Origin of the sequence: Pectobacterium sp. CHL-2024 (assembly GCF_044751765.1) — a bacterium.
GTDB classification, from domain to species: domain Bacteria; phylum Pseudomonadota; class Gammaproteobacteria; order Enterobacterales; family Enterobacteriaceae; genus Pectobacterium; species Pectobacterium brasiliense.
Window position 1 is genome coordinate 217,097 of record NZ_JBIXKO010000004.1, and the last position, 22,606, is coordinate 239,702.

At 52.3% G+C, this 22,606-nt stretch carries 22 protein-coding genes; 13 read left to right on the forward strand and 9 right to left on the reverse strand.

Annotated elements, in window-relative coordinates; all coding sequences use genetic code 11:
• Window positions 1-178: 178 nt before the first annotated feature.
• The 4 genes from ACIPUG_RS09465 to ACIPUG_RS09480 form a co-directional block, all read right to left on the reverse strand.
• Window positions 179-541 carry a DUF305 domain-containing protein gene (locus tag ACIPUG_RS09465; protein WP_080164036.1) on the reverse strand — a complete coding sequence of 121 codons (363 nt, stop codon included), beginning with the start codon at window positions 539-541 and terminating at the stop codon, window positions 179-181.
• Window positions 542-611: 70 nt separating this feature from the next.
• A complete protein-coding gene (locus ACIPUG_RS09470; protein ID WP_400338240.1) occupies window positions 612-2,081 on the reverse strand; it encodes a GGDEF domain-containing protein in 1,470 nt (489 codons plus the stop codon).
• Window positions 2,082-2,273: 192 nt separating this feature from the next.
• The gene (spy, locus tag ACIPUG_RS09475; RefSeq protein WP_014914087.1) at window positions 2,274-2,762 is read right to left on the reverse strand and encodes an ATP-independent periplasmic protein-refolding chaperone Spy; all 489 of its coding nucleotides are present in this window, start codon (window positions 2,760-2,762) and stop codon (window positions 2,274-2,276) included.
• A gap of 186 nt (window positions 2,763-2,948) precedes the next feature.
• Window positions 2,949-3,245 (reverse strand): hypothetical protein, encoded by a 297-nt coding sequence (locus ACIPUG_RS09480; RefSeq protein WP_010282972.1) that lies wholly within the window; start codon window positions 3,243-3,245, stop codon window positions 2,949-2,951.
• 215 nt (window positions 3,246-3,460) lie between these two features.
• On the opposite strand from ACIPUG_RS09480, the gene ACIPUG_RS09485 reads away from it, so the two are divergent.
• The gene (locus ACIPUG_RS09485) at window positions 3,461-5,536 is read left to right on the forward strand and encodes an FAD-dependent oxidoreductase (protein WP_400338241.1); all 2,076 of its coding nucleotides are present in this window, start codon (window positions 3,461-3,463) and stop codon (window positions 5,534-5,536) included.
• Window positions 5,537-5,634: 98 nt separating this feature from the next.
• Here ACIPUG_RS09485 and rlmG read toward each other — a convergent pair whose 3' ends face one another.
• Window positions 5,635-6,774: a 23S rRNA (guanine(1835)-N(2))-methyltransferase RlmG gene (gene rlmG, locus ACIPUG_RS09490; protein WP_400338243.1), complete on the reverse strand. Its 1,140-nt coding sequence runs from the start codon at window positions 6,772-6,774 to the stop codon at window positions 5,635-5,637.
• Window positions 6,775-6,935: 161 nt separating this feature from the next.
• On the opposite strand from rlmG, the gene ACIPUG_RS09495 reads away from it, so the two are divergent.
• The 3 genes from ACIPUG_RS09495 to sstT all read left to right on the forward strand — a co-directional run bounded on the left by ACIPUG_RS09495 (window position 6,936) and on the right by sstT (window position 10,733).
• Window positions 6,936-7,934: a Gfo/Idh/MocA family protein gene (locus ACIPUG_RS09495; RefSeq protein ID WP_039461634.1), complete on the forward strand. Its 999-nt coding sequence runs from the start codon at window positions 6,936-6,938 to the stop codon at window positions 7,932-7,934.
• Between the two features lie 253 nt (window positions 7,935-8,187).
• Window positions 8,188-9,141, forward strand: coding sequence for a TerC family protein (locus ACIPUG_RS09500; protein WP_039496837.1), 954 nt, complete (start codon window positions 8,188-8,190; stop codon window positions 9,139-9,141).
• 344 nt (window positions 9,142-9,485) lie between these two features.
• Window positions 9,486-10,733: a serine/threonine transporter SstT gene (sstT, locus tag ACIPUG_RS09505; RefSeq protein ID WP_039510621.1), complete on the forward strand. Its 1,248-nt coding sequence runs from the start codon at window positions 9,486-9,488 to the stop codon at window positions 10,731-10,733.
• A gap of 83 nt (window positions 10,734-10,816) precedes the next feature.
• Here the strand turns inward: sstT and ACIPUG_RS09510 are convergent, their stop codons facing one another.
• The 4 genes from ACIPUG_RS09510 to uxaC form a co-directional block, all read right to left on the reverse strand.
• Window positions 10,817-11,347 (reverse strand): YgjV family protein, encoded by a 531-nt coding sequence (locus ACIPUG_RS09510; protein WP_039510620.1) that lies wholly within the window; start codon window positions 11,345-11,347, stop codon window positions 10,817-10,819.
• Window positions 11,348-11,436: 89 nt separating this feature from the next.
• Complete coding sequence (locus ACIPUG_RS09515) at window positions 11,437-12,927, reverse strand: UxaA family hydrolase (protein ID WP_014914080.1); 1,491 nt, start codon at window positions 12,925-12,927, stop codon at window positions 11,437-11,439.
• Window positions 12,928-12,946: 19 nt separating this feature from the next.
• On the reverse strand, window positions 12,947-14,413 hold the full coding sequence (locus ACIPUG_RS09520; protein WP_014914079.1) for a tagaturonate reductase: 1,467 nt from the start codon (window positions 14,411-14,413) through the stop codon (window positions 12,947-12,949).
• 202 nt (window positions 14,414-14,615) lie between these two features.
• Entirely contained in the window at window positions 14,616-16,025 is a 1,410-nt protein-coding gene (gene uxaC / locus ACIPUG_RS09525; RefSeq protein WP_205531224.1) for a glucuronate isomerase, read from the reverse strand.
• 414 nt (window positions 16,026-16,439) lie between these two features.
• Between uxaC and ACIPUG_RS09530 the strand changes: the two genes are divergently transcribed.
• The 9 genes from ACIPUG_RS09530 (at window position 16,440) to ACIPUG_RS09570 (ending at window position 22,568) form a co-directional block, all read left to right on the forward strand.
• Entirely contained in the window at window positions 16,440-17,741 is a 1,302-nt protein-coding gene (locus ACIPUG_RS09530) for an MFS transporter (RefSeq protein WP_039496828.1), read from the forward strand.
• Between the two features lie 209 nt (window positions 17,742-17,950).
• A complete protein-coding gene (exuR, locus tag ACIPUG_RS09535) occupies window positions 17,951-18,727 on the forward strand; it encodes a transcriptional regulator ExuR (RefSeq protein WP_039282370.1) in 777 nt (258 codons plus the stop codon).
• A 501-nt stretch (window positions 18,728-19,228) separates the two neighbouring features.
• Complete coding sequence (locus tag ACIPUG_RS09540) at window positions 19,229-19,912, forward strand: DedA family protein (RefSeq protein ID WP_010282951.1); 684 nt, start codon at window positions 19,229-19,231, stop codon at window positions 19,910-19,912.
• A 2-nt stretch (window positions 19,913-19,914) separates the two neighbouring features.
• Entirely contained in the window at window positions 19,915-20,310 is a 396-nt protein-coding gene (mzrA, locus tag ACIPUG_RS09545; protein WP_039313059.1) for an EnvZ/OmpR regulon moderator MzrA, read from the forward strand.
• A 5-nt stretch (window positions 20,311-20,315) separates the two neighbouring features.
• On the forward strand, window positions 20,316-20,720 hold the full coding sequence (locus ACIPUG_RS09550; protein WP_048256593.1) for a DUF1090 domain-containing protein: 405 nt from the start codon (window positions 20,316-20,318) through the stop codon (window positions 20,718-20,720).
• Window positions 20,721-20,895: 175 nt separating this feature from the next.
• Window positions 20,896-21,201: a YqjD family protein gene (locus ACIPUG_RS09555; RefSeq protein ID WP_005971326.1), complete on the forward strand. Its 306-nt coding sequence runs from the start codon at window positions 20,896-20,898 to the stop codon at window positions 21,199-21,201.
• Window positions 21,202-21,214: 13 nt separating this feature from the next.
• Window positions 21,215-21,610, forward strand: a complete 396-nt coding sequence (locus tag ACIPUG_RS09560) for a phage holin family protein (RefSeq protein ID WP_039282379.1) — start codon at window positions 21,215-21,217, stop codon at window positions 21,608-21,610.
• Window positions 21,607-21,897, forward strand: coding sequence for a YqjK-like family protein (locus ACIPUG_RS09565; protein ID WP_094370663.1), 291 nt, complete (start codon window positions 21,607-21,609; stop codon window positions 21,895-21,897). The genes ACIPUG_RS09560 and ACIPUG_RS09565 overlap by 4 nt, the downstream gene beginning before the upstream one ends.
• Before the next feature lie 275 nt (window positions 21,898-22,172).
• Complete coding sequence (locus ACIPUG_RS09570) at window positions 22,173-22,568, forward strand: DoxX family protein (RefSeq protein ID WP_010282928.1); 396 nt, start codon at window positions 22,173-22,175, stop codon at window positions 22,566-22,568.
• Window positions 22,569-22,606 lie beyond the last annotated feature (38 nt).

Below are 22,606 nucleotides of genomic sequence, written 5' to 3' on the forward strand. Positions count from 1 at the left end.
CCAGAAAATTCTGGTGACGTCCTTTCCTGTTTTCTAACAAGTTCACGCTGAGAAAGCTATCTCTACGTTTTATTCTGTGAAAACAGTCACTAAATTTTTACCAATCGTGAGAAGCCGCCCACTCCACGGCGTGATCAAAACAAAATGACGCCCCTCAGAAGAGGCGCCATGGGTAAATTTACGGCTTGTTCTGCTTCTTCAACCAGGCTTCCATTTGGTCGATCTCCGGCTGCTGGGCTTTGATAATCTCTTCCGCCAGCTTACGCAACTCCGGGTCTTTGCCGTATTGCAGCTCCGTTTTTGCCATATCAATCGCGCCGCGGTGATGCGCAATCATCCCTTTGGCAAAGGCAATATCAGGGTCGCTGGACTGCATCCCTTCCATCATCTCGCTATGCATCGCATCCATCCCTTTCTGATACGCCTGTTGGGAGGACGACGCGTCGTTTGTAGCACCGTGGCCGCTATGCGCGCTGTCGGCCGCGAACGAGATAAACGGAACCAGCAACGCTGCCGTTAATAACAAATGGACTTTCTTCATCACAACCCCTCAATCAGTCACAGTAACTTTGAGGGTAGACGTTCCAGTAAGGGGAAGGTCAAGGGAAGAGTCAGACCTCTTCGACCAGGCGCATACAGACGCGATTACGCCCCTGCGCTTTCGCTTTATACAGTTGCTCGTCCGCCAGCCCGATAAGATCGTAAATATTGCCGCCTTCATACTGGGAAAAAATGGCAACGCCGATACTGGTCGTAAAATGGATTTCCCGCCCATCGGACAACGTCAGCGCCGTGGATTCCGTAAGACGCCGTAGGGCTTCAGCCATGGCTCCAGATTGCTCAGCCGTCAGGTCATAAGCCGCAATCACGAACTCCTCCCCACCCCACCGGCAGAGGATGTCGCTGGGGCGAATATTGGTGTTCAGAATACGGGCGAAACTGGCAATGACTTCATCGCCGCAGGCATGACCGTAGGTATCATTGACCTGCTTAAAATAATCGATATCCAAAAACAGCAGCGTTAATTGGCGCTTTTTCTTATTCATCAACACGCCCTGCCGCCCGTTCAACATGCTGAGAAAAGCGCGACGATTGAAGGTATTCGTGAGCGCATCCTTCAGGCTGTTGCTTTCAATAATTTTAATCAGCCGTCGGTTCATTGAGACAAAATGAGAGACGCTCAACATCGCCATAATTAACATCGCGATATTCAGCCGTGCCGTGGTGAGAAACGAATTAATGTACGCTTCGGAATTCGAATCGATGAGTATACCGACTTGATTAATATAGAGATAATTCAGTATTACGCCGGTAATCGCGCAAAGCAACGACATGATCGTAAAAGAGTAATTGAACGCACACAGCGTGAGCGGAATCACAGACAGCGTAATCAGGCTGGCATCCAGAAAGAATAAGCTAACCAATAAAAAAACAATAAAGACCAGAAAGGGAAAAACATTGTCTCTGATGTATTTCGGGGATAACGGAATATTCCGTAACGCGCGCAGGATGTCTTTACCCCGCAGGAAAAAGAACGCGAGGATAATACCGGTGCCGAGTTGCTCACTGAACCAGTCCATAAATTCGGCATAGCGGTTCCCCGTATCATAGACATACGCATAAACCCCATACGCTACGCCGGATGAGAACGCGCCGGCAAACGTCGACGCGAAAATAATGTAGACGTAATATTTGCTGAATTTCTCAAATGTCGACCACTTTCCGGTAAACCGACACATCAGGCAAAAGGCGCACCAGGCAGACACCACAAAGACCATATTGCACAAACATAACAGCACCTTGGTTTTTAGCGGAGAGTTATTGTCCATCAGTAACGCAGCCGATAGCATCGCGGCATAACTCACCAAAAAACCGCTACAGATAAAGAGCGTTTTACCTGTTATCGTCCCTTTTCTGGCTCTGAAACTGATCATGAGGCAAAACACCAGAATGTTGGCGGGCCAAAACAGCGACAGCTCATCCAACACCCGAAACCGAAATCCCATACAGCTCACGATGAGAGTGGTCAGAAACAGCAGCGGCATGAATTTTATATTTTTTAACGTCAAATCGTGATTCATCTGTCCTTTACCGCCCGCTATCCGATCATTTCACCTGCTGTCTCCGCGTGAGAATAGCATTAATCATTTCCTTACTCACAGTGCGATGGCGGCGGGAAAATAAATAAAAAACCACCGGACCGAGGCATTACCCGTGAGGTAATACATCAATCCGGTGGTCTTGTTGACTGAGTTCGTTATCTTACCGATGCGTTATTCCGCAGGAACAGGCTTGCCGTCAGGTTTTGGCGGTTGAGTCAGTCGTTTTTCAAAATTGTCGTTGTACTGCTTTTTCTGCTCTGGCGTCAGAACGTTGTAAATTTTGTTCTTGGTTTCCAGTCCGTTAAGCATTCTGGCCTTGTGCGCGGCGTCGGCTTTATCCAACTGTGCCTGTGCTTTTGCGGCATCAAACGTATCGGATGCAACCAGGCTATGCATATCACGACGATCGTCCTGCATCGCTTTGTGCATTTTCTCGCGGGACTCTTTCATGATGTCTTTAATTTGCTGCTTCTGCGCTTCCGTCAAATTCAGCTCCTTAAACATCGCATCCGGCCCCATCATGCCACGATGCTCACGCCCTTCTTTCATCATCATCTTGTGTTCCGGGCCGGGACCTTTCGGTGCGTCATTAGCATGCGCGATACCTGCCGCGCCCAATGCCAAAGAAGAAGCAACCAGCATTGCAGTGAGTTTACGCATATTCTATTCCTCTTTCTGAATTGACTTGTCGACGGCGAGTGCCGTGCTACGAGAGAAAGTATAGGCCCGACACCTTCAGTTAATTAGAGCAAGGGTAAATCTCTGCAAGTGTCGGCTCCACATTTGCGGCAATTATGGAGAATGAGGAGGAATTGTGTAAGGAAGCGGAAGGATTGCGTTAACGCGTTACCTCAGTGAACGCCTAAAGGCGCTGGCTTCTTGTGCCAACACATCAAGATGGGCATGAACAACCTTCATTTTCTGAATCAGCGGATTACGCTCCGGCGAGCTATCCATCGAGCTCAGCTGTGCAGAGAGCCGTTCAATCTGCGCACAAAGGTAAGCGTCACGCTCTTTCGCCTGAAGCAACTGCTGCTGGAGGGACTGATGTTCCTGCCGCCACGTCTGTTGCTGACGTTGAACGCTTTGCTCTAACGCCCGAAGCGCGCTATCCAGCCGATATTCCAACTCTTCCACCCGCATAACGATACCTTTGCCCAATAAACTCGCGGATTATAATGTCACACGCCCCCGACAACAAACACTCCAGTGCACGATCCCTTGTCTGCTCGCGCTTCTCCCCAAGGTTCGCAATGACATCAATCACAATAAATAAACATAAATTTCACAACTCTCTCAATTACGGCTAGATTGAACACCATGACTCATCAGACCAGTTAACTTCACCGGAGAGTGCAATGACTGCCTACCCCACGCTGCTTTCCCCACTCGATCTTGGCTTCACAACGTTAAAGAACCGCGTGGTGATGGGATCCATGCATACCGGTCTGGAAGAACATCCAGACGGCACCGAAAGGCTGGCGGCATTTTACCGTGAGCGGGCGCAGGGCGGCGTAGGCCTGATTGTCACAGGCGGCATTGCGCCAAACGCCAAAGGTGCCGTCGCCAAAGGCGGCGCAACTCTGCATGACGAGGCGCAGCTCGCACATCATCAGGTGCTGACGCAGGCGGTACACGACGCAGGCGGAAAAATCGCGCTGCAAATTCTCCACGCCGGACGCTACAGCTATCAACCCGATCCGGTCGCGCCATCGGCCATTCAGGCACCGATTAACCGCTTTGCACCACGAGAAATGAGCACGCAGGATATTGTACAAACCATCGACGACTTTGCCCGTTGCGCCACACTGGCGCAGCAGGCGGGTTACGACGGCGTGGAAATTATGGGATCGGAAGGCTACCTGATTAATCAGTTTCTGGTGACGCACACCAACCATCGCGATGATGAATGGGGTGGCGATTTCCAGCGCCGTAGCCGCTTCGCGCTTGAGATTGTTCGCGCCGTGCGGGAACGAACAGGGCCGGACTTCATTCTGATTTACCGTTTATCGATGCTCGACCTGATAGAAGAAGGCTCAAGCTGGCAAGAAATTGTGCAACTGGCGCAGGCAATTGAGCAGGCAGGCGCCACCCTCATCAATACCGGTATCGGCTGGCATGAAGCGCGGATTCCGACTATCGCCACGCTGGTGCCACGCGGAGCCTTCGGCTGGGTAACGCAAAAGCTAATGGGGAAAGTCCGCATCCCGCTGATTACCACCAACCGCATCAACGATCCCGGCGTCGCAGAACAGCTTTTAGCCGAAGGCTGTGCCGACATGGTGTCGATGGCGCGTCCTTTTCTCGCCGATGCCGAACTGGTGGCAAAAGCGCAGTCGGGACGTGCGGATGAAATCAATACTTGTATCGGCTGCAATCAGGCCTGCCTCGATCAGATTTTTGCCGGCAAGGTCACGTCCTGCCTGGTCAACCCACGCGCCTGCCACGAAACCGAACTGCCTATCCAGCCCGCCAGAGTCGGTAAGCGCTTTGCGGTAGTCGGCGCGGGGCCTGCTGGTATGTCTTTTGCCGTCAACGCCGCCGCACGCGGCCATCAGGTCACGCTGTTCGAATCCTCTTCCTATATCGGCGGCCAGTTCAATATTGCCAAACAGATCCCCGGCAAAGCCGAATTTTATGAAACGCTGCGCTACTATCGTCGGCAGTTAGAGCTACTCGGCGTCACGCTTCGCCTGAGCACGCAGGCAACCGCCGCCGATTTACTCGGTTTTGATGACGTGATTCTGGCCTGTGGCATCGTGCCGCGTATTCCCGCAATTGCAGGTATCGACCACCCTAGCGTGTTGAGCTATCTGGACGTGCTACGCGACAAAAAGCCAGTCGGCAAACGGGTTGCCATTATCGGCGCAGGCGGCATCGGTTTCGATACCGCGCACTATCTTTTGAACAATACGCACTATCTTTTGAACAATAATCGTCTTCTTAACGACAGCCATCGTCTTAATCCCCAGTCTTCTCAGGCAGGACATGACGACTTTTATGCAGAATGGGGCATCGATAAGCAGTTGCGGCATCGGGGCGGCCTGCTGCCTCAACAACCTGACGGACTTCCCCACCAGCGGGACATTACCTTATTACAGCGGAAAACCGGCAAGCCCGGTGAAAATCTGGGGAAAACGACAGGCTGGATACATCGCACCACGCTGCTGCGCCACGGCGTAACGCTGCTGGGCGGCGTGGAATATCATCATATTGATGATGAGGGGCTGCACATTATCCACGACCAGCAAATGCGCTGTCTGCCAGTGGATAACATCATTATCTGTGCCGGTCAGGAACCTAACCGTAGGCTGTATGACCCCTTACTCGCTGCCGGATGTCACGTTCATCTGATTGGCGGTGCCGATGTGGCGCAGGAATTAGACGCACGCAGAGCGATCGAACAGGCCACCCGGCTGGCGTTAATATTGTAGTTCGTGGGACACATTGAGTTCGTGGAGAAAAGTCAGTTTTGCGAAACAGATTCCGCTTTGTGAGGCTGAATTAGCCTCACAAAGCAGGGGCCGGTCGCTTAGCGGGACGAGCCCGTTTTCACCGCGCGCAGTACCGCGAATTTCGTGTTACTGGCGAGGGTTTCACAGTTACCAAATAGGCGCTTCAGCTTGTGGAAATAATCCAGATGGCGATTCCCCACGATGCGCAGTTCTCCGCCGACCTGAAGGCAGCGGCGGGCATCCATAAACATCTGCCAGGCGATTTCGTCCGTCACGGCCTGCTGCTGGTGGAATGGCGGATTACACAATACGGCCTGCAACGTATCACGCTTAACGCGGGCTAATCCGTGGTTCACCACGAAGCTACAGCGCTCGATATCCTGCGGGCGGTTGACTTCAACGTTCGTCTGGCTCGATGCCACCGCCATGTAGGATTCATCAAAGAAACCGACGGTGGCTTCTGGGTTGGCTTCCAGCGCCGCCAGCCCAATGACGCCGTTGCCACAGCCGAGATCGATGATCTTACCGTCTATCTGTTCCGGCAAATGCTGCATAAAGAAACGGGCACCGATATCCAGCCCATTACGCGAATACACGTTAGCTAGGTTTTGAATGCGATAGCCGTAACCATCCAGCTCCCACTCAGTAGTAAGTGGCTGCTCACTGACTTTTAATTCCGCCCACTCACAGTGAACCAGACGCGCTTTTTTCCAGGCCAGCGAGGTTTTCGTCGGCCCCATCACGCGTTCAAACAGTTGCAGCGTAGAGGTATGAATATCCCGTGCTTTCGCCCCGGCGATGATACGCGTTTGCGGCGTAACGACCTTGCGCAACATTCTCAACTGGTGTTCCAGAAGCGCGATCGTTTTCGGGATTTTTATCACCACCAGCTCGGGCGCATCCGGTAGTTCCGCCATGCTATCCAACAGGGTTACCGCATCGACAGCATAACCGTTCAGTTCCAGATTATGTCGCGTCGCCAGTTGGCTCAGATAAGAGTCGCTGATACTGACAGGCGATTGTGCCTGTAAACCGCAGGCCAGCGCACCAAACGTATCATTGAAAATCAGGCGCGGGCCCGGCGCGATTTCCATGCTAGCCAGTTCACGCAGCAGATATTCATCTGCGGCATCCCACGCCTGTAGCGCCGAGTTTTCAGCGACCTGAGGGTAACGCACCAACGTCAGGTTGCACGTTTCCAATTCGAGTTGGCTCATTAGCCTCTCCTGCATCATAAAATTTGCGCTGTTTATCCCTTAAAATAGCCCGTCAGTAAATGCTTTTCTCTGCCAGAACCGGAAATGATTGACGTTGCCTTGTCATTTCACCGTGATAATCTGCATAGTCATCACAAATGCCTTCAGGATACCAAACGCTTATGATTCGCTTCGCCATTGTAGGAACCAGTTGGATCACCCGCCAGTTTGTTGATGCCGCCCATGAAACCGGCAAACTGAAGCTCACCGCTATCTATTCACGTACGGCAGAAAAAGCGCAGCCGTTTCAAACTGATTACATGGTGGATACGCTGTTTGATTCACTGGAAGCCATGGCGAAATCCGATCTTATCGACGCCGTGTATCTGGCCAGTCCTAATTCCCTGCATTGCGAACAGGCGCTGCTTTTCCTGAGCCATGGCAAGCACGTCATCTGCGAAAAACCGCTGGCTTCCAACCGCTATGAAGTCGAACAAATGATCGCCTGTGCCAGAGAAAATCAGGTCGTACTCTTTGAAGCCTTCAAAACTGCCAGCCTACCCAACTTTAGCGTGATCCAGCAGGCGCTGCCAAAAGTCGGCAGACTGCGTAAAGTGGTGCTGAATTACTGCCAGTATTCCTCACGCTACCCGCTCTATCTGGCAGGTGAGAACCCCAACACGTTCAATCCGGCATTCTCCAACGGTTCCATCATGGATATCGGCTACTACTGTCTGGCCTTCGCCGTAGCGCTGTGGGGCGAGCCGTGTACCACGCAGGCCAGCGCGACACTGCTGGAAAGCGGCGTAGACGCACATGGCAGCATCATCCTGAATTATGGCGACTTCGATGTGACCATCGTTCACTCCAAAGTCAGCCACTCCGCTATCCCCAGCGAAATTCAGGGGGAAGACGGGTCGCTGGTGATTGAAAAAGTATCCGAATGCCATAACGTGAAATTCATCCCGCGTGAAGGCAAGCAAGTGGATCTCAGCCAGCCGCAGCATATCAACAGCATGCTGTACGAAGCCGAGGTCTTTGCCACGCTGGTCAACGATAACGACATTAACCATGCAGAACTGGCACGCTCGCGTACCGTCGCGGGGCTGCTGACGGAAATTCGCCGCCAAACGGGTGTCGTATTTCCTGCCGACGCCGCGACGCCGGGAAATGCGGAGTAAGGCAGCGATAATTATTTGACCAGGATCATCTTTTCACCTATCTTCTGTCAGGCAAAGGGGAGTAACTTTTCCGCCGGTCAATCGTCATTACGATGCTTTACGCATCCGGTTACCGGGCAACCTTGATGAGACAGCTTCATTAATGTTGTAAGTGAGACCTTGCCGGAAGGCGAGGTGCATCTGCAGCTTTAATAACAAGCGGCCAGCGTCCTTCCGATGTTGGCCGTTTTTGTTTCTATTTAAGGATCTTGCTATGCACACCATCGGCACGCCATGGTTATGGGGCAGCTTCGCTGCCATTGTTATAGTGATGCTGGCCATCGACCTGCTCTATCAAGGGCGCAAAGGGTCGACGGTAATGACGTTCAAACAGGCTGCCGTCTGGTCTATCATCTGGGTCACTCTCTCTCTGCTGTTCAACGCCGGTTTCTGGTGGTATCTGGATGGCACGATGGGTCGCGAGGTGGCCAACGCCCAGTCACTCGCTTTCCTGACCGGCTATTTGATCGAGAAAGCGCTTGCTGTCGATAACGTCTTCGTCTGGCTGATGCTCTTCGGCTACTTCGCCGTTCCCCCGCAATACCAACGCCGCGTGCTGATTTACGGCGTGCTGGGCGCCATCGTTCTCAGAACGCTGATGGTGTTTGGCGGCAGTTGGCTGGTCACGCAGTTCCAGTGGCTGCTCTACGTGTTCGGTGCATTCCTGCTGTTCACCGGCCTTAAAATGGCGCTGGCGAAAGAAGATGGCGGAGCGATCGGCGACAAACCGCTGGTGCGCTGGCTACGCAGTCGTCTGCGCATGACGGATAGCATCGAGAATGAAAAATTCTTCGTCCGTCGTAACGGCATCCTGTATGCCACGCCGCTGTTTCTGGTGCTGATTATGGTTGAAATCAGCGACGTAATTTTCGCCGTAGACAGTATCCCTGCTATTTTCGCCGTCACGACCGATCCCTTTATCGTGCTGACGTCGAACCTGTTCGCTATTCTGGGCCTGCGTGCAATGTACTTCCTGCTGGCTGGCGTGGCTGAACGCTTCTCACTGTTGAAATATGGTCTGGCCGTCATCCTGATCTTCATCGGTACTAAGATGATGCTCATCGACATTTTCCATATTCCGGTGGCCGTTTCTCTGAGCGTCGTTGCCAGCATTCTGGTCATCACCATGCTGATCAACGTCTGGGTGAACAAACGCGCCGAGCGTTAATCCTCTTCTCTCCTCTCCGCACGGATCCAGCTGTGCGGAGACGTTTCCCCATTAATGTTTTCTACACTCACGCGTTTCGACACACACCCTAAGCAAAAATCAGCGCTACGCCGTAAAAAAACGCTGGGAGCGTTTTTCAACGTTGTGCAGCAACGGCGCGAAGGGTGACGGACACGGATGTCCGTCATAAAAAACCACATCATTGCTTTTCTCAAGAACAAATTTTCATATACTGATACGCGCAAACACATATCGTTACGGAAAGAAAAAGTCACCCGACACACGTCAGAGGTGCCAACTCCGTACAAACAACCACTTAGCGGAACGGTTATCCCGTCAAAATTATGGCAACTCAACACTCTCGTTTTTTGCAGTACATTACCCACGGCAGCCTGGTTAAACAGATTCTTCTGGGGCTTGCAGCCGGTATTATTCTGGCTTCGCTGTCTACCCAGGCCGCGCTGGCGGCTGGTTTATTGGGAACGCTGTTCGTCGGCGCATTGAAAGCCGTCGCCCCCATTCTGGTTTTGATGCTGGTAATGGCATCGGTTGCCAATCATCAGCAAGGGCAGAAAACCAATATCCGCCCGATCCTGTTTCTCTACCTCATCGGCACCTTCTCTGCGGCGCTGATTGCCGTTGTACTTAGTGTCCTCTTCCCTTCCACGCTGGCGCTCAACGCGCAGGCCGCCGACATCACGCCACCATCAGGTATTGTCGATGTGATGAAGGGGCTATTGATGAGCATCATTTCCAACCCGATTCACGCGCTGCTGAATGCGAATTACATCGGTATTCTGGTCTGGGCCGTTGGGCTGGGCATTGCGTTCCGCCACGGTTCGGACAGTACCAAGAGCATGATTAACGATGCCTCCAACGCAGTCACCATGATTGTGCGCGTCGTGATTCGTTTCGCACCGCTGGGGATTTTCGGTCTGGTCGCCTCAACGCTGGCGGAAACCGGCTTCGGCGCGCTGTGGGGTTATGCTCATCTACTGATGGTGTTGATCGGCGGCATGCTGCTGGTCGCGCTGGTGGTCAACCCGCTGATCGTCTACTGGAAGATTCGTAGCAACCCTTATCCGCTGGTGCTGCGCTGCCTGCGCGAGAGCGGCGTGACGGCCTTCTTTACCCGCAGTTCCGCCGCCAACATCCCGGTAAATATGGAACTGTGCCGTAAGCTGAACCTGAATGAAGATAGCTATTCGGTCGCCATTCCGCTGGGTGCCACCATCAATATGGCCGGTGCGGCGATTACCATCACAGTGCTGACGCTGGCCGCCGCCCATACGCTGGGAATTCAGATTGACGTGCCGACCGCGCTGCTGCTCAGTGTCGTAGCGTCGCTGTGTGCCTGTGGTGCATCGGGTGTGGCAGGTGGTTCACTGCTGCTGATTCCACTGGCGTGCAGTATGTTCGGTATTTCCAACGATATCGCCATGCAGGTGGTCGCGGTTGGCTTCATCATCGGCGTATTGCAGGACTCCGCAGAAACGGCATTAAACTCATCAACGGACGTGATTTTTACCGCCGCCGTGTGTCAGGCAGAAGATGCCAAACTGGCGGAAAAAGAGCGTTTGAATCTGCTGTAACGGATTAGGGATCAATTATCCTCTTTCCTCTAACGCCGTTCGCGTCAAAACGAACGGCGTTAGATTACGAGAAACACCTGAAATTACGCTTTATTCTCTACGCTGAATGGATCGATGCCGCGCTGCTGCATGCGCCAGAAGCGGATGATGTTAAAGCCGTTCATCAGCAGGAAACTGCCTTCAATCAGCGACCCACCAATCGAGCCCAGCCAAATATTATGTGCGACCCAACCAGCGGTTGAGCACCACATCACGCAGCGCGTCGTCAACCCAGACGTACGGAACAGCGCCCAGGTACTGGCGACCGTGCCCGCTATCGGCAGCAGTTCCATTGCATGGTTCATGCCCGACAAACCAAAGAGCAGCGTCAGTGAGATAAAGACAAACATCACGAGGATGTTGTGCGTTTTCAGTGAGATTAGCGTACGTGCCGAGTTCAACAATGCGCTGGCACCTGCCGCATTTGCCCCCATTAGGAAGAAATGCAGGCCAATAACGGCGCTGTATGCCGAGAGCTGTATTTTGAATTTTTGATCGTTACGGTTGAAAAACATGGTGATACCGACCAGAAATGCCAGTACACCAACAGACTGGGCAATCCAATAATGTGTCATGATCCCTGCCTCTAAAAAGTTGTGGCGAAAAAAAACGGCGCCATTATAAAAATGAAACGCCGTTTTATTTTAATTGGAATGGATAATATTTACAACGTCACGCCGCTCTTAAATATGGCTAATTCGCGGAAGTCGTTCACTTCATTCTTCGTCCGCTTGCCGTCAGCAATCTCGACAATCAGCTCGACAAACTGGCTCAGCAGTTCGTCCATCGGCATGTCGTGAATCAGACGCCCCGCATCGAAATCAATCCAGTGCGGTTTCTTCTTCGCCAGCTCGCTGTTGGTCGCCAGTTTTACGGTAGGCACAAATCCGCCGTAAGGCGTGCCGCGTCCGGTACTGAACAGCACCATATGGCAACCGGCACCCGCCAACGCGCTCGTTGCGACGGCATCATTCCCCGGTGCGCTGAGCAGGTTGAGCCCTGGGGTATGTAAGCGCTCACCATATTTCAGCACGTCCACCACTTTGCTCTGTCCAGCTTTTTGCGTACAGCCCAGTGATTTCTCTTCCAGCGTGGTGATCCCGCCCGCTTTGTTACCCGGCGAGGGGTTCTCGTAAATCGGCTGGTCGTGCGCGATGAAGTACTGTTTGAAGTCGTTCACCATGTGGACGGTTTTCTCAAACGTCGCTTCATCACGGCAGCGGCTCATCAGAATACGTTCCGCACCGAACATTTCCGGCACTTCGGTCAGCACAGTGGTACCGCCGTTAGCGATCAGATAGTCAGAGAAACGGCCTAACAGCGGGTTGGCAGTAATACCAGACAGCCCATCGGAACCGCCGCATTCCAGACCAAACTTCAGCTCGCTCAACTTACCCGGTTCGCGTTTGTCATGGCGCATCGCCTCATACAGCGTATGCAGCCGTTCCAGACCCGCTTCGACTTCATCATCCTGCTGCTGGCACACCATGAACGTCACGCGATCGGAATCAAAATCACCCAGCGTCGTGCGGAATGCGTCAACCTGATTGTTCTCACAGCCCAGACCGATCACCAGAACTGCCCCCGCATTCGGGTGACGCACCATGTTTTGCAGCATCGTACGGGTGTTTTCGTGATCCTGACCGAGCTGTGAACAGCCAAAGGTATGGCTGAACAGGTAAACGCCGTCGATCCCTTCCGCATCGTTGGTTTCTTTCAGGAAACGCTGCTGAATCTGACGTGCAATCCCGTTCACGCAGCCAACGGTTGGCAGGATCCACAGCTCATTACGGATACCCACATCACCATTTTTGCGACGATAGAGCTGCACGTCCCGATCGCCCATTTGTGGAGGCAGTTCGAGGAACTCAGGCTGATACTGATATTCATCCAGATCGCTCAGATTGGTTTTCGCATTCTGGGAATGGATGTGTTCTCCGGGAGCAATAGACACCAACGCATGGCCGATCGGCAGGCCATACTTGGTAATCATTTCTCCCGGTGCGATGGTTTCCAGCGCGAACTTATGTCCGCGCACGACAGGTTGCTGAAGTGTCACCGTATGGCTATCCACCGACACCGTTTCGCCTTGCTCGACATCACGCAGGGCGACAGCCACATTGTCCAGAGAATGAATTTTTATAATACTTTGCATGGATAACCCTTCTTGCTGATTAGCAATAACCTTCCACAGCTGCGCGCATGCCGCGCTCAACGATGGTTTGTAACTGTTCAGTCACCTGCGCAGCCAGGCCAGGAACCTGTGTTAAATCCTGTTCCCAGTGATCGGCATCGCGCAGTACAACATTCACCAGCTCAGCCAGGCTGACGGTGTTTTCTTTTACGCCCGCCCACAGCGTGGAATAACGCTCCAGCCAGTGTGCATCGTCCTGCAATGGATAGGTTTGTAACGCATCGCCTTCACCGCTGCGCTCGCCGCGATAGAAGGCAATTAAGGCCGCCAGCGCAAACGTCAAGCGAGCAGGCAGCTCACCGTGACGCTCACGGTAGGTCAGCAACTGCGGCAGAATACGGGTGCGGAATTTTGTCATGCCATTCAGCGAGATAGATAACAGCTGATGCTGAATGAACGGGTTACGGAAGCGGCTGAGCACAGCCTGAGCAAACGACGTCAATTCGTCATGCGGCAAATCCAATACCGGCACAATCTCTTCGGCAATGGTCTTTTCTACGAATTTGCCAATCAGGGCATCATTCATCGATTCGCCAACGGTATCCAGACCCGCCAGGAATGCCACTGGCACCAGCGCGGTATGAGCACCGTTGAGAATCGCGACTTTACGTTCTTTGTACGGCTTGATGTCATCAACGATACGGACGTTCAGATCCAGCTTGTTCAGACGCAATTCTTCCGCCAGCCACTGTGGCCCCTGAATCACGAACAGGTAGAAGTGTTCTGCCGTATCCCAAAAGGTATCCTGATAGCCCATTTCCTGCTGTAGCGCTTCCACTTCGGCACGCGGGTAACCCGTCACAATGCGGTCCACCAGCGTCGAGCAGAAGGTGTTGTGATCGTTCAGCCAGGTGGTAAACGTTGGCGTCAGTTTCCACTGTGCGGCGTAGCGCAGCACCAGCTCTTTCAGCGCCACGCCGTTGTAATCAATCAGCTCGCACGGCAGCAGCACCCAGCCTTTATCCGCCGCGCCGTCAAAATGACAGAAGCGCTCATACAGCAGACGGGTTAATTTCGCCGGGAAGCTGACAGGCGGTGCATCGCTGAGGCGATCTTCTGCGTGATAGCTGATACCGGCTTCGGTGGTATTGGAGAACACGAAGCGGATATTCGGATCGTGCGCCAGCGCCAGATACTCATCGAACTGACGGTACACGTTAATTTCACGGTTTACCGAACGGATCAGACGGGGTTCACGCACCGCCTCGCCCTGCTCGTTCAGACCACGGATAATCGTAGTGTACAACCCATCCTGCGTGTCCAGCGCGGGCGGGAAATCGGAATCAATCGGGCGAACCACGACAATCCCCGCATCCAGATCGGTGTGCTCATTCAGCAAATCCAACTGCCAGTCAACGAAGGCACGCAGGAAGTTGCCTTCACCAAACTGGATGACCCGATCCGGGTGTTGACGACCGGGGAAGTTACGACGATTTAACGTTTGCATTAACAGGCTACCTTAGGACGAATCTCACATTCAGGGCACGACCGATCGACCATCGTCATCCTTGCCCTATATTCATATTCACCCGCACCGAATCACCACGCGTGCCGATGACAAAAGACCGAGACACCGAGAGCCGCGGCGTAATCCCCTTTAGGAATCTTACTGCCGCGTCCCTCGTGCAACTCACACCGATGCGGTGGAATTACAGCTCGATGGCAAAATAGTTTTTAGCGTTATCGAAACTGATGTTTTTCACCATTTCGCCCAGCAACGGCAGGTCGGCTGGCGCTTCGCCATCTTCCACCCAGCGGCCAATCATCTGGCACAGAATGCGGCGGAAATATTCATGGCGGGTGTAAGACAGGAAGCTACGGCTATCGGTCAGCATACCGACGAAGCGGCTCAGCAGACCAAGCTGTGCGAGCTGAGTCATCTGGCGTTGCATGCCGTCCTTCTGATCGTTGAACCACCAGCCGGAACCGAACTGCATCTTGCCCGGCATCCCTTCGCCCTGGAAGTTACCGATCATGGTGCCGAGCACTTCGTTATCACGCGGATTCAGGCAGTAAAGGATGGTTTTCGGCAGCAGGTTTTCTTCATTCTGCTTGCTGAGCAGGCGAGACAGTTCCTGAGCCAGCGGACGGTCATTGATGGAATCGAAGCCTACATCCGGCCCCAGCAGTTTGAACTGACGCAGGTTGTTGTTGCGCAGTGCGCCAATGTGGTACTGCTGAACCCAGCCGCGACGCGCATATTCCGCACCCAGCCAGACCAGTACGCCAGTCTTGAACTGTGCCACTTCATGTTCACTCAGCGTTTCGCCAGCAAGGCGACGCGCCAGAATGTTATCCAGCGTGGCGTCATCGGCTTCGGCAAACATCACCACATCCAACGCGTGGTCAGATACTTTACAGCCGTGCGCAGCGAAGTGATCCAGACGCTTGGTCAGCGCCGTTTGCAGATCGCTGAAACGACGAATATCGGTATCGGAGACTTCACCCAGTTTCGCCATGTAGTCGTTGAAGGTTGCCAGCTCAATGTTGAACGCTTTATCGGGACGCCAGCTCGGCAACACTTTGATAGAGAAGCTCGAATCCTGAGCAACGGTTTTATGATGGCGCAGATCGTCAATCGGATCGTCTGTCGTACCCACCATTTTCACGTTCATCTGCTGCATGATGCCGCGCGCGGTAAAGTCATCGCGCTCCAGCATGGCATTACAGCGATCCCAAATGTCTTTTGCCGTGCTCGGCGACAGCAGCGTGCCGGTGATGCCGAATGGACGACGCAGTTCCAGATGTGTCCAGTGGTAAAGCGGGTTGCCGATGGTGTGCGGCACGGTAGCAGCCCAGGCTTCAAATTTTTCCCAATCGCTGGCATCACCGGTACACAAACGCTCAGGCACGCCGTTGGTGCGCATCGCACGCCACTTGTAGTGATCGCCTTTCAGCCAGATGTCATACAAATTTTTGAAGCGATAGTTTTCCGCGATCTGCTCAGGCGGCAAATGGCAGTGATAGTCAAATATCGGTTGGTCGACGGCATACTCATGATAAAGACGACGGGCAAATTCACTGTCTAACAGAAAATCTTCACTCAGAAACTGGGGCATGTTCTCTTCCTTACCGTGCTTCTTGTGCACCAAATTAGTTGACCGTTAAAAGATATCACACCAATTATGCGCGATATCTCACAGTATTTGTGAGGTCATGATCGCAAAAATGTAACAAACAGTACAATAACTCAGCATTTATCGCCGTAAACGGCTTGTCTCTCTCGGTTTAAGCGAGGAATTCGCTATTCCATATAAAAATAATGGTTTTGTGATATCACTCAACTTTTAAAGTTGTATGACAAATTATTGTAGCGCTGCCTTAAGCAGGGATTCAATCGCTATCTCACAAAGAGAAGGGTTTTCCTGTTCAGCACAACAACAAAACGTGTCGCACAACATCACAAGACACATCACACCGTGACGCCACTCAAGAGCCATCACTGTGTTTTTATTGACTCGGAGAGAAAGTAAATGCGTAAAATCAAAGGATTACGCTGGTATATGATCGGACTGGTGACCATTGGCACCGTGCTGGGATATCTGACGCGTAATGCAATTTCTGTCGCCGCACCGACGCTACAGGATCAGTTGCACATCACCACACAGCAGTATTCTTACATCGTTGCTGCCTACTCAGCTTGTTATACCATTATGCAGCCCATCGCCGGCTATGTACTGGATTTGCTTGGCACCAAAATCGGCTATGCCATGTTCGCCATTCTGTGGGCCATCTTCTGTATGGGCACCGCGCTGGCAAATAGCTGGGGGGGTTTGGCGATCGCCCGCGGCGCGGTCGGTATGGCAGAAGCGGCCATGATCCCTGCAGGCCTGAAAGCCAGTAGCGAATGGTTCCCGGCAAAAGAGCGTTCTGTTGCAGTGGGTTACTTCAACGTGGGGTCATCCATCGGCGCCATGATCGCGCCACCGCTGGTCGTGTGGGCGATAGTGGCACACAGTTGGGAAATGGCTTTCATCATTACCGGTGCGCTAAGCCTGATCTGGGCTATCTGCTGGCTTATCTTCTATAAGCATCCGAAAGATCAGAAGAAACTCAGCGACGAAGAGCGTGACTATATTCTTAGCGGGCAGGAAGCACAGCACCAAACCAATAACGCGAAGAAAATGTCCGCCTGGCAGATCCTGCGTAACCGTCAGTTTTGGGGTATCGCACTGCCGCGTTTTCTGGCTGAACCCGCCTGGGGAACGTTCAATGCGTGGATCCCACTGTTCATGTTTAAAGCCTACGGCTTTAACCTGAAAGAAATCGCCATGTTCGCCTGGATGCCGATGCTGTTCGCCGATATCGGCTGCATTCTGGGTGGCTATCTGCCGATGCTGTTCCAGAAATATTTCAAAGTGAACCTGATCGTTTCCCGCAAGCTGGTGGTCACGATGGGCGCAGTACTGATGATCGCACCGGGCATGATCGGGCTGTTCTCCAGCCCTTACGTCGCCATCGCCCTGCTGTGCGTCGGTGGTTTCGCGCACCAGTCATTGTCCGGCGCGCTGATTACCCTGTCATCTGACGTATTTGGTCGTAATGAAGTGGCTACCGCGAACGGTTTAACCGGGATGGCAGCCTGGATGGCAAGTACCATGTTTGCACTGGTTGTCGGTGCGCTGGCCGATACGCTGGGCTTCAGCCCGCTGTTTGCTGCACTGGCCGTCTTCGATCTACTAGGTGCTGTCGTCATCTGGACGGTGTTGAAAAACCAACCCGCATCAGAAGTCGCCGCCACGGCGGAAACGTTGAAAGAAGCCAACCAGAACTGATAATTCCTGCATTATCCTGGCTCATCCGGTATGATCTGCGACTGGGTGAGCCACCTCCCTCCGATAACACACCGCGATAACTGTGACCGCAACATTGGTTGCTGCTATGATTAAGTGGTATAACAAATCATCCCTGAAAGATTAACGAGATAGACACTCAGGCCCTGACGTGGCACATGGACCGTCATCTATCGAGAGTAGACATCATCATGGCACTCACTGAACCCCGCCGGCTATACCAGCAGTTAGCCGCAGAATTAAAACAACGCATTGAAAGCGGTATGTACCAGGTTGGCGAAAAATTACCGGCAGAACGCTATATTTCGGAAGAAATGAACGTCAGCCGCACCGTGGTACGTGAAGCGATTATTATGCTGGAAGTCGAAGGGTACGTTGAAGTACGCAAGGGTTCAGGCATTCACGTTATTTCCAACCAGCAGAAGAATCCGTTCATTAATAGCGGCGATAATGAATTTGTCGCGGCGGGTCCATTTGAGCTGCTTCAGGCTCGCCAGCTTATTGAGAGCAACATTGCCGAATTTGCGGCCACGCAGGTGACCCGTCAGGACATCATCCAACTGATGGAAATTCAGGAATACGCGCGGCAAGAAGATCGCTTTCGTGATTCTCAGTGGGATCTCAAATTCCACGTTCAGGTCGCGCTGGCAACACAGAACTCTGCGATGGCGACCATCGTCGAGAAAATGTGGAGCCAACGGATTCATAATCCTTACTGGCGCAAACTGCATGAGCACATTGACGACAAGTCGATTGAAAGCTGGTGCGAAGAGCACGACCGCATCCTTAAGGCACTGATTCGCAAAGATCCTTACGCGGCCAAACTCGCGATGTGGCAACATCTGGAAAATACCAAACAGATGCTATTTCGCGCCACGACGGATGATTTCGAGTTCAACGTCGACCGCTATATGTTCGCCGAGAATCCGGTCGTCCACCTCGACCAGATACACACGGGCAAGTCCTAAATAGGCATCCTCCCCCTTGTTTTGAGCGAAGGGGGAAAATTTTGTACCAAAGGGAAAAAGTCAGAAAACGTTGATTTCTGTCAGCGAGTGTAAAATATCGCAGAAATCCCCACTCTTCTTCGAAAAATCCCCCCAAACCGCCCCAGTTGTCGTAATATTTTTCTGTCTCAGTAACACCTATTTTGTTACAGTTAACGCGTCTTTCTTACGCTTAATCCGTCGCTTTGAATGCAAAGTCTGCCAAGACCAAACAATCCCCAGGCAGCCTGTTTATCGGGTTCGCAGCGAAAAGCGAGCATCAAGTCAGACGCCAGCTCCACTATCAGGCAGAAAAACAGAGATCATCAAAAAATCATAATCCTGTGCCCTGATATACCCTAAATACGTCGAGTTTCAGGCAACTTGACGTATGACGGGATTAGCACTGTATTCACTCTTATCATGTCCAGAAGCGTGATTGTCGCCAAGGCTAAAATGCAACAGCAGTATTAGGAATACCGGATGGAATTAATCAAAGAACTGTTAAACGCACTCTGGCATCAGGATTTCGATATTTTAGCCGACCCGAAGCTGGTATGGACCATCTACATATTACTGTTTCTCATTATCTTTCTGGAAAATGGCCTGCTCCCCGCCGCTTTCCTGCCCGGCGATAGCCTGCTCATTTTAGTCGGCGTCCTCGTTGCCAAGGGCACAATGAATTACCCTTTTACGATATTTCTCCTGACGACGGCCGCCAGCCTCGGCTGTTGGGCTAGCTATATTCAAGGGAAGTGGCTTGGTAATACGGGAGTGGTTCAAGGCTGGCTATCACATTTGCCCGCGCACTATCACCAGCGCGCCCACCAGCTCTTCCATCGTCATGGCTTGTCCGCACTTTTAGTTGGCCGTTTTCTGGCTTTTGTCAGAACGCTACTCCCTACCATCGCAGGCTTGTCTGGCCTGAGTAACGCGCGCTTTCAGTTCTTTAACTGGATGAGCGGGTTCCTGTGGGTATTTATTCTGGTTACGCTGGGCTTCGCCTTAGGAAAAACAACGGTCTTCCTGAAATATGAAGACGAGCTGATGTTCTGCCTGATGATGCTGCCGCTGGTGCTGCTGTTTATCGGCCTGTTTGGATCGCTCTTTGTCCTATGGCGTAAAAAACGTGACGCTAAAACAGATAACGCTGAAAAAGGGAGCTAACCGTGTCAATCAGCGGGTTATTCTCTAAGCTCTTCTCCAGGAAAGCAGGTCGCATACTGCTATTGCTTGCTCTACCGATGATTGCATTGACGCAGTCCCAGTCACTACGCCGCTCCCAAGACGATGCTATGCTACATATCAGGCCTTATGATGGTGCCGCGTTGCCAGATGGCTTTTACGTGTATCAACGTCTCAACGAAAAAGGGATTGCGATCAAGAGCATTACGCCAGAGCAAGATAGCCTGATCGTCCGTCTGGCCTCGCCAGAACAGAGTATCGCTGCCAGAGATGTCCTACGTTTGTCTCTACCTAAAGTCACGATTACCGCGCAGCAAGTGACAACCCCGACACCGTTCTGGCAGCAGAAACTGACACAGAAACAATCCAAACTGGGGTGACGACTATGAAATTATCTCCATCAAAACTATCTCCATCCATTATTGCCTTATCTGTCCTGCTTTCCGGTCATGCACTGGCGAATACCGCCAATCAGGTAGAGACCTGTCAGCAGAAAGCGCAAGATATTCAGCGCCAAATCGATGAAGCGCGTAAGCATGGCAATCAGAATCGCATCAACGGGTTAGAGAAGGCATTGGACGGCGTGAAAACCCACTGCACGGATGCCGGATTAGCAGAGAAACGTCAGGAAGCGATTGCGGAAAAACGCAAAGATGTCGCAGAGCGGCAGCAGGAACTGAATGAAAGCCGCCAGAAAGGGGATGACGCCGAGAAGATCCTCAAGCGCGAAAGAAAGCTGGCTGAAGCCGAGCAGGAATTGCGCGCCGCAGAACGTGGCACATCGCAATAGCCCATCACCACATTGCCCCTACAAAACACACAGCAACTGTTCATTTTGTATGCAAAATCCAAATCGCTAAAATTTACAGCGAGTTATCAGAATTGTCCGTACCCGTTTTGGGCGGCATAAATTTCAGCTTCAGCTATAGTTAATGTTCAGGTTTATAACATGAAGGGTTATTAATATGGCTAAAGATCAAAATTCTGAGTACCTACGCGCCGAATTGAAATCACTGGCGGACACGCTGGAAGAAGTATTAAGCACCTCCAGCGATAAATCTAAAGCGGAACTCGACAAGCTGCGTAATAAGGCAGAAAGCGCGCTGAAAGAAACCCGCAGTCGCCTGAGCGATACCGGTGAGCGCATCGCTTCCCAAACCAAAGAAGCGGTTGAATCTGCGGACGATTATGTACGCCAGAATCCGTGGACCGGTGTCGGCATTGGCGCAGCAGTCGGTGTCGTGCTTGGCGTCCTGCTGTCTCGTCGCTAATTAGCGGATTGCTATGACGGATAAATCACAACAAGGCCCCGCAAGCGGGGTCATGGCTTCTGCTCAGCGCATCATCTCTATTATTGTCAGCATGGTGGAAAGCCGCGTTCGACTAGCCGTAATTGAATTAGAGGAAGAGAAAGCCAATCTGATTCAGTTGCTGATTATGGTCGGCCTGACGCTGCTTTTTGCCGCTTTTGGCATTATGAGCCTGATCGCGCTGATCATCTGGGGCATCGATCCGCAATATCGCCTCTTTGCGCTGGGGTGTATTACCGCCACATTGCTCGGACTGGCGCTGATAGGCGGTATATGGACACTCGTGAAGGTACGTCGTTCCACCTTGCTCAAAGCGACGCGTAAGGAGCTGGCGACCGACAGATCGCTGCTGGAGGACGATCCCAAATGAACCAGCGTCAACAGCGAGACAAAGAAAAAACCCAGCTACTGCGCCAGATACAGCAGCAGCGGCTGGATTTATCGGCAGGTAAGAAGCACTGGCTGGATACCACCGCCCGTTACGATCGCGGCTGGCAAAGCCTGATGCAGTGGCGTAAATACTGGATCGTGGGTTCCAGCCTCGTGGCGCTCTATGGCGTACGCCATCCCAGCCGCATGATTCGCTGGGGACGCCGCCTCGTCGGGCTGTGGGGCACAATCAGACTCGTTCGCAAAACGTTTGAGCCACGTCCGTAATCCTTCCTATCATCTAGGCTATCTGCCTTCTCTATATAAGACATTTTTCATCTGACTTTTACCTAACGCGCTCATGTCATTACCGCGCGTTCTTGCACAATTCACTGAACATCAATTTTTCTGAAATAAAGCAACAATTATACTCGCTGGAAGCGCAAATCATCTCTCTATACTATCTGCCCATAACCTGATGGCGGGCCAAGTTTTCAGACCACACCTGCTACAACAAACAAAACAGGGCAATATAGCCCACAACAAAATTAATTGGAGAGATGATGAAAAATTTAGAAAGCACTGCACTGCTGGTTGCACGTATCTTAATGCCAATTCTGTTTATCGTTGCAGGTTACGGTAAGCTGGGTGATGCCTATGCAGGTACACAACAATATATGCAGGCGATGGGCGTGCCGTCCTTCCTGCTGCCGCTGACCATTCTGCTGGAACTGGGTGGTGGTCTGGCAGTTCTGTTCGGTCTGCTGACGCGTACCGTCGCGCTGTTCACTGCGGGCTTTACGCTGCTGACTGCACTGATTTTCCACTCTAACTTTGCGGAAGGCATGAACCAACTGATGTTCATGAAAAACCTGACCATCGCTGGCGGCTACCTCCTGCTGGCTGTAACAGGCCCAGGCGCATTCAGTATCGACCGCCTGCTGGGCAAAAAGTGGTAAGACGAGCCTTTTCCGGCCTGTACTACACTTAATAGTCG

What these genes read in the sequence shown, in the direction of transcription:
- ACIPUG_RS09470 (WP_400338240.1), bottom strand. Translation starts at nt 2,081, where the DNA reads ATGAATCACGATTTGACGTTAAAAAATATAAAATTCATGCCGCTGCTG.
- uxaC (WP_205531224.1), bottom strand. Translation starts at nt 16,025, where the DNA reads ATGCCCCAGTTTCTGAGTGAAGATTTTCTGTTAGACAGTGAATTTGCC.
- ACIPUG_RS09515 (WP_014914080.1), bottom strand. Translation starts at nt 12,927, where the DNA reads ATGCAAAGTATTATAAAAATTCATTCTCTGGACAATGTGGCTGTCGCC.
- ACIPUG_RS09540 (WP_010282951.1), top strand. Translation starts at nt 19,229, where the DNA reads ATGGAATTAATCAAAGAACTGTTAAACGCACTCTGGCATCAGGATTTC.
- ACIPUG_RS09500 (WP_039496837.1), top strand. Translation starts at nt 8,188, where the DNA reads ATGCACACCATCGGCACGCCATGGTTATGGGGCAGCTTCGCTGCCATT.
- ACIPUG_RS09570 (WP_010282928.1), top strand. Translation starts at nt 22,173, where the DNA reads ATGAAAAATTTAGAAAGCACTGCACTGCTGGTTGCACGTATCTTAATG.
- rlmG (WP_400338243.1), bottom strand. Translation starts at nt 6,774, where the DNA reads ATGAGCCAACTCGAATTGGAAACGTGCAACCTGACGTTGGTGCGTTAC.
- ACIPUG_RS09510 (WP_039510620.1), bottom strand. Translation starts at nt 11,347, where the DNA reads ATGACACATTATTGGATTGCCCAGTCTGTTGGTGTACTGGCATTTCTG.
- ACIPUG_RS09495 (WP_039461634.1), top strand. Translation starts at nt 6,936, where the DNA reads ATGATTCGCTTCGCCATTGTAGGAACCAGTTGGATCACCCGCCAGTTT.
- ACIPUG_RS09530 (WP_039496828.1), top strand. Translation starts at nt 16,440, where the DNA reads ATGCGTAAAATCAAAGGATTACGCTGGTATATGATCGGACTGGTGACC.
- ACIPUG_RS09555 (WP_005971326.1), top strand. Translation starts at nt 20,896, where the DNA reads ATGGCTAAAGATCAAAATTCTGAGTACCTACGCGCCGAATTGAAATCA.
- sstT (WP_039510621.1), top strand. Translation starts at nt 9,486, where the DNA reads ATGGCAACTCAACACTCTCGTTTTTTGCAGTACATTACCCACGGCAGC.
- ACIPUG_RS09480 (WP_010282972.1), bottom strand. Translation starts at nt 3,245, where the DNA reads ATGCGGGTGGAAGAGTTGGAATATCGGCTGGATAGCGCGCTTCGGGCG.
- exuR (WP_039282370.1), top strand. Translation starts at nt 17,951, where the DNA reads ATGGCACTCACTGAACCCCGCCGGCTATACCAGCAGTTAGCCGCAGAA.
- ACIPUG_RS09550 (WP_048256593.1), top strand. Translation starts at nt 20,316, where the DNA reads ATGAAATTATCTCCATCAAAACTATCTCCATCCATTATTGCCTTATCT.
- ACIPUG_RS09485 (WP_400338241.1), top strand. Translation starts at nt 3,461, where the DNA reads ATGACTGCCTACCCCACGCTGCTTTCCCCACTCGATCTTGGCTTCACA.
- spy (WP_014914087.1), bottom strand. Translation starts at nt 2,762, where the DNA reads ATGCGTAAACTCACTGCAATGCTGGTTGCTTCTTCTTTGGCATTGGGC.
- ACIPUG_RS09520 (WP_014914079.1), bottom strand. Translation starts at nt 14,413, where the DNA reads ATGCAAACGTTAAATCGTCGTAACTTCCCCGGTCGTCAACACCCGGAT.
- ACIPUG_RS09565 (WP_094370663.1), top strand. Translation starts at nt 21,607, where the DNA reads ATGAACCAGCGTCAACAGCGAGACAAAGAAAAAACCCAGCTACTGCGC.
- ACIPUG_RS09465 (WP_080164036.1), bottom strand. Translation starts at nt 541, where the DNA reads ATGAAGAAAGTCCATTTGTTATTAACGGCAGCGTTGCTGGTTCCGTTT.
- ACIPUG_RS09560 (WP_039282379.1), top strand. Translation starts at nt 21,215, where the DNA reads ATGACGGATAAATCACAACAAGGCCCCGCAAGCGGGGTCATGGCTTCT.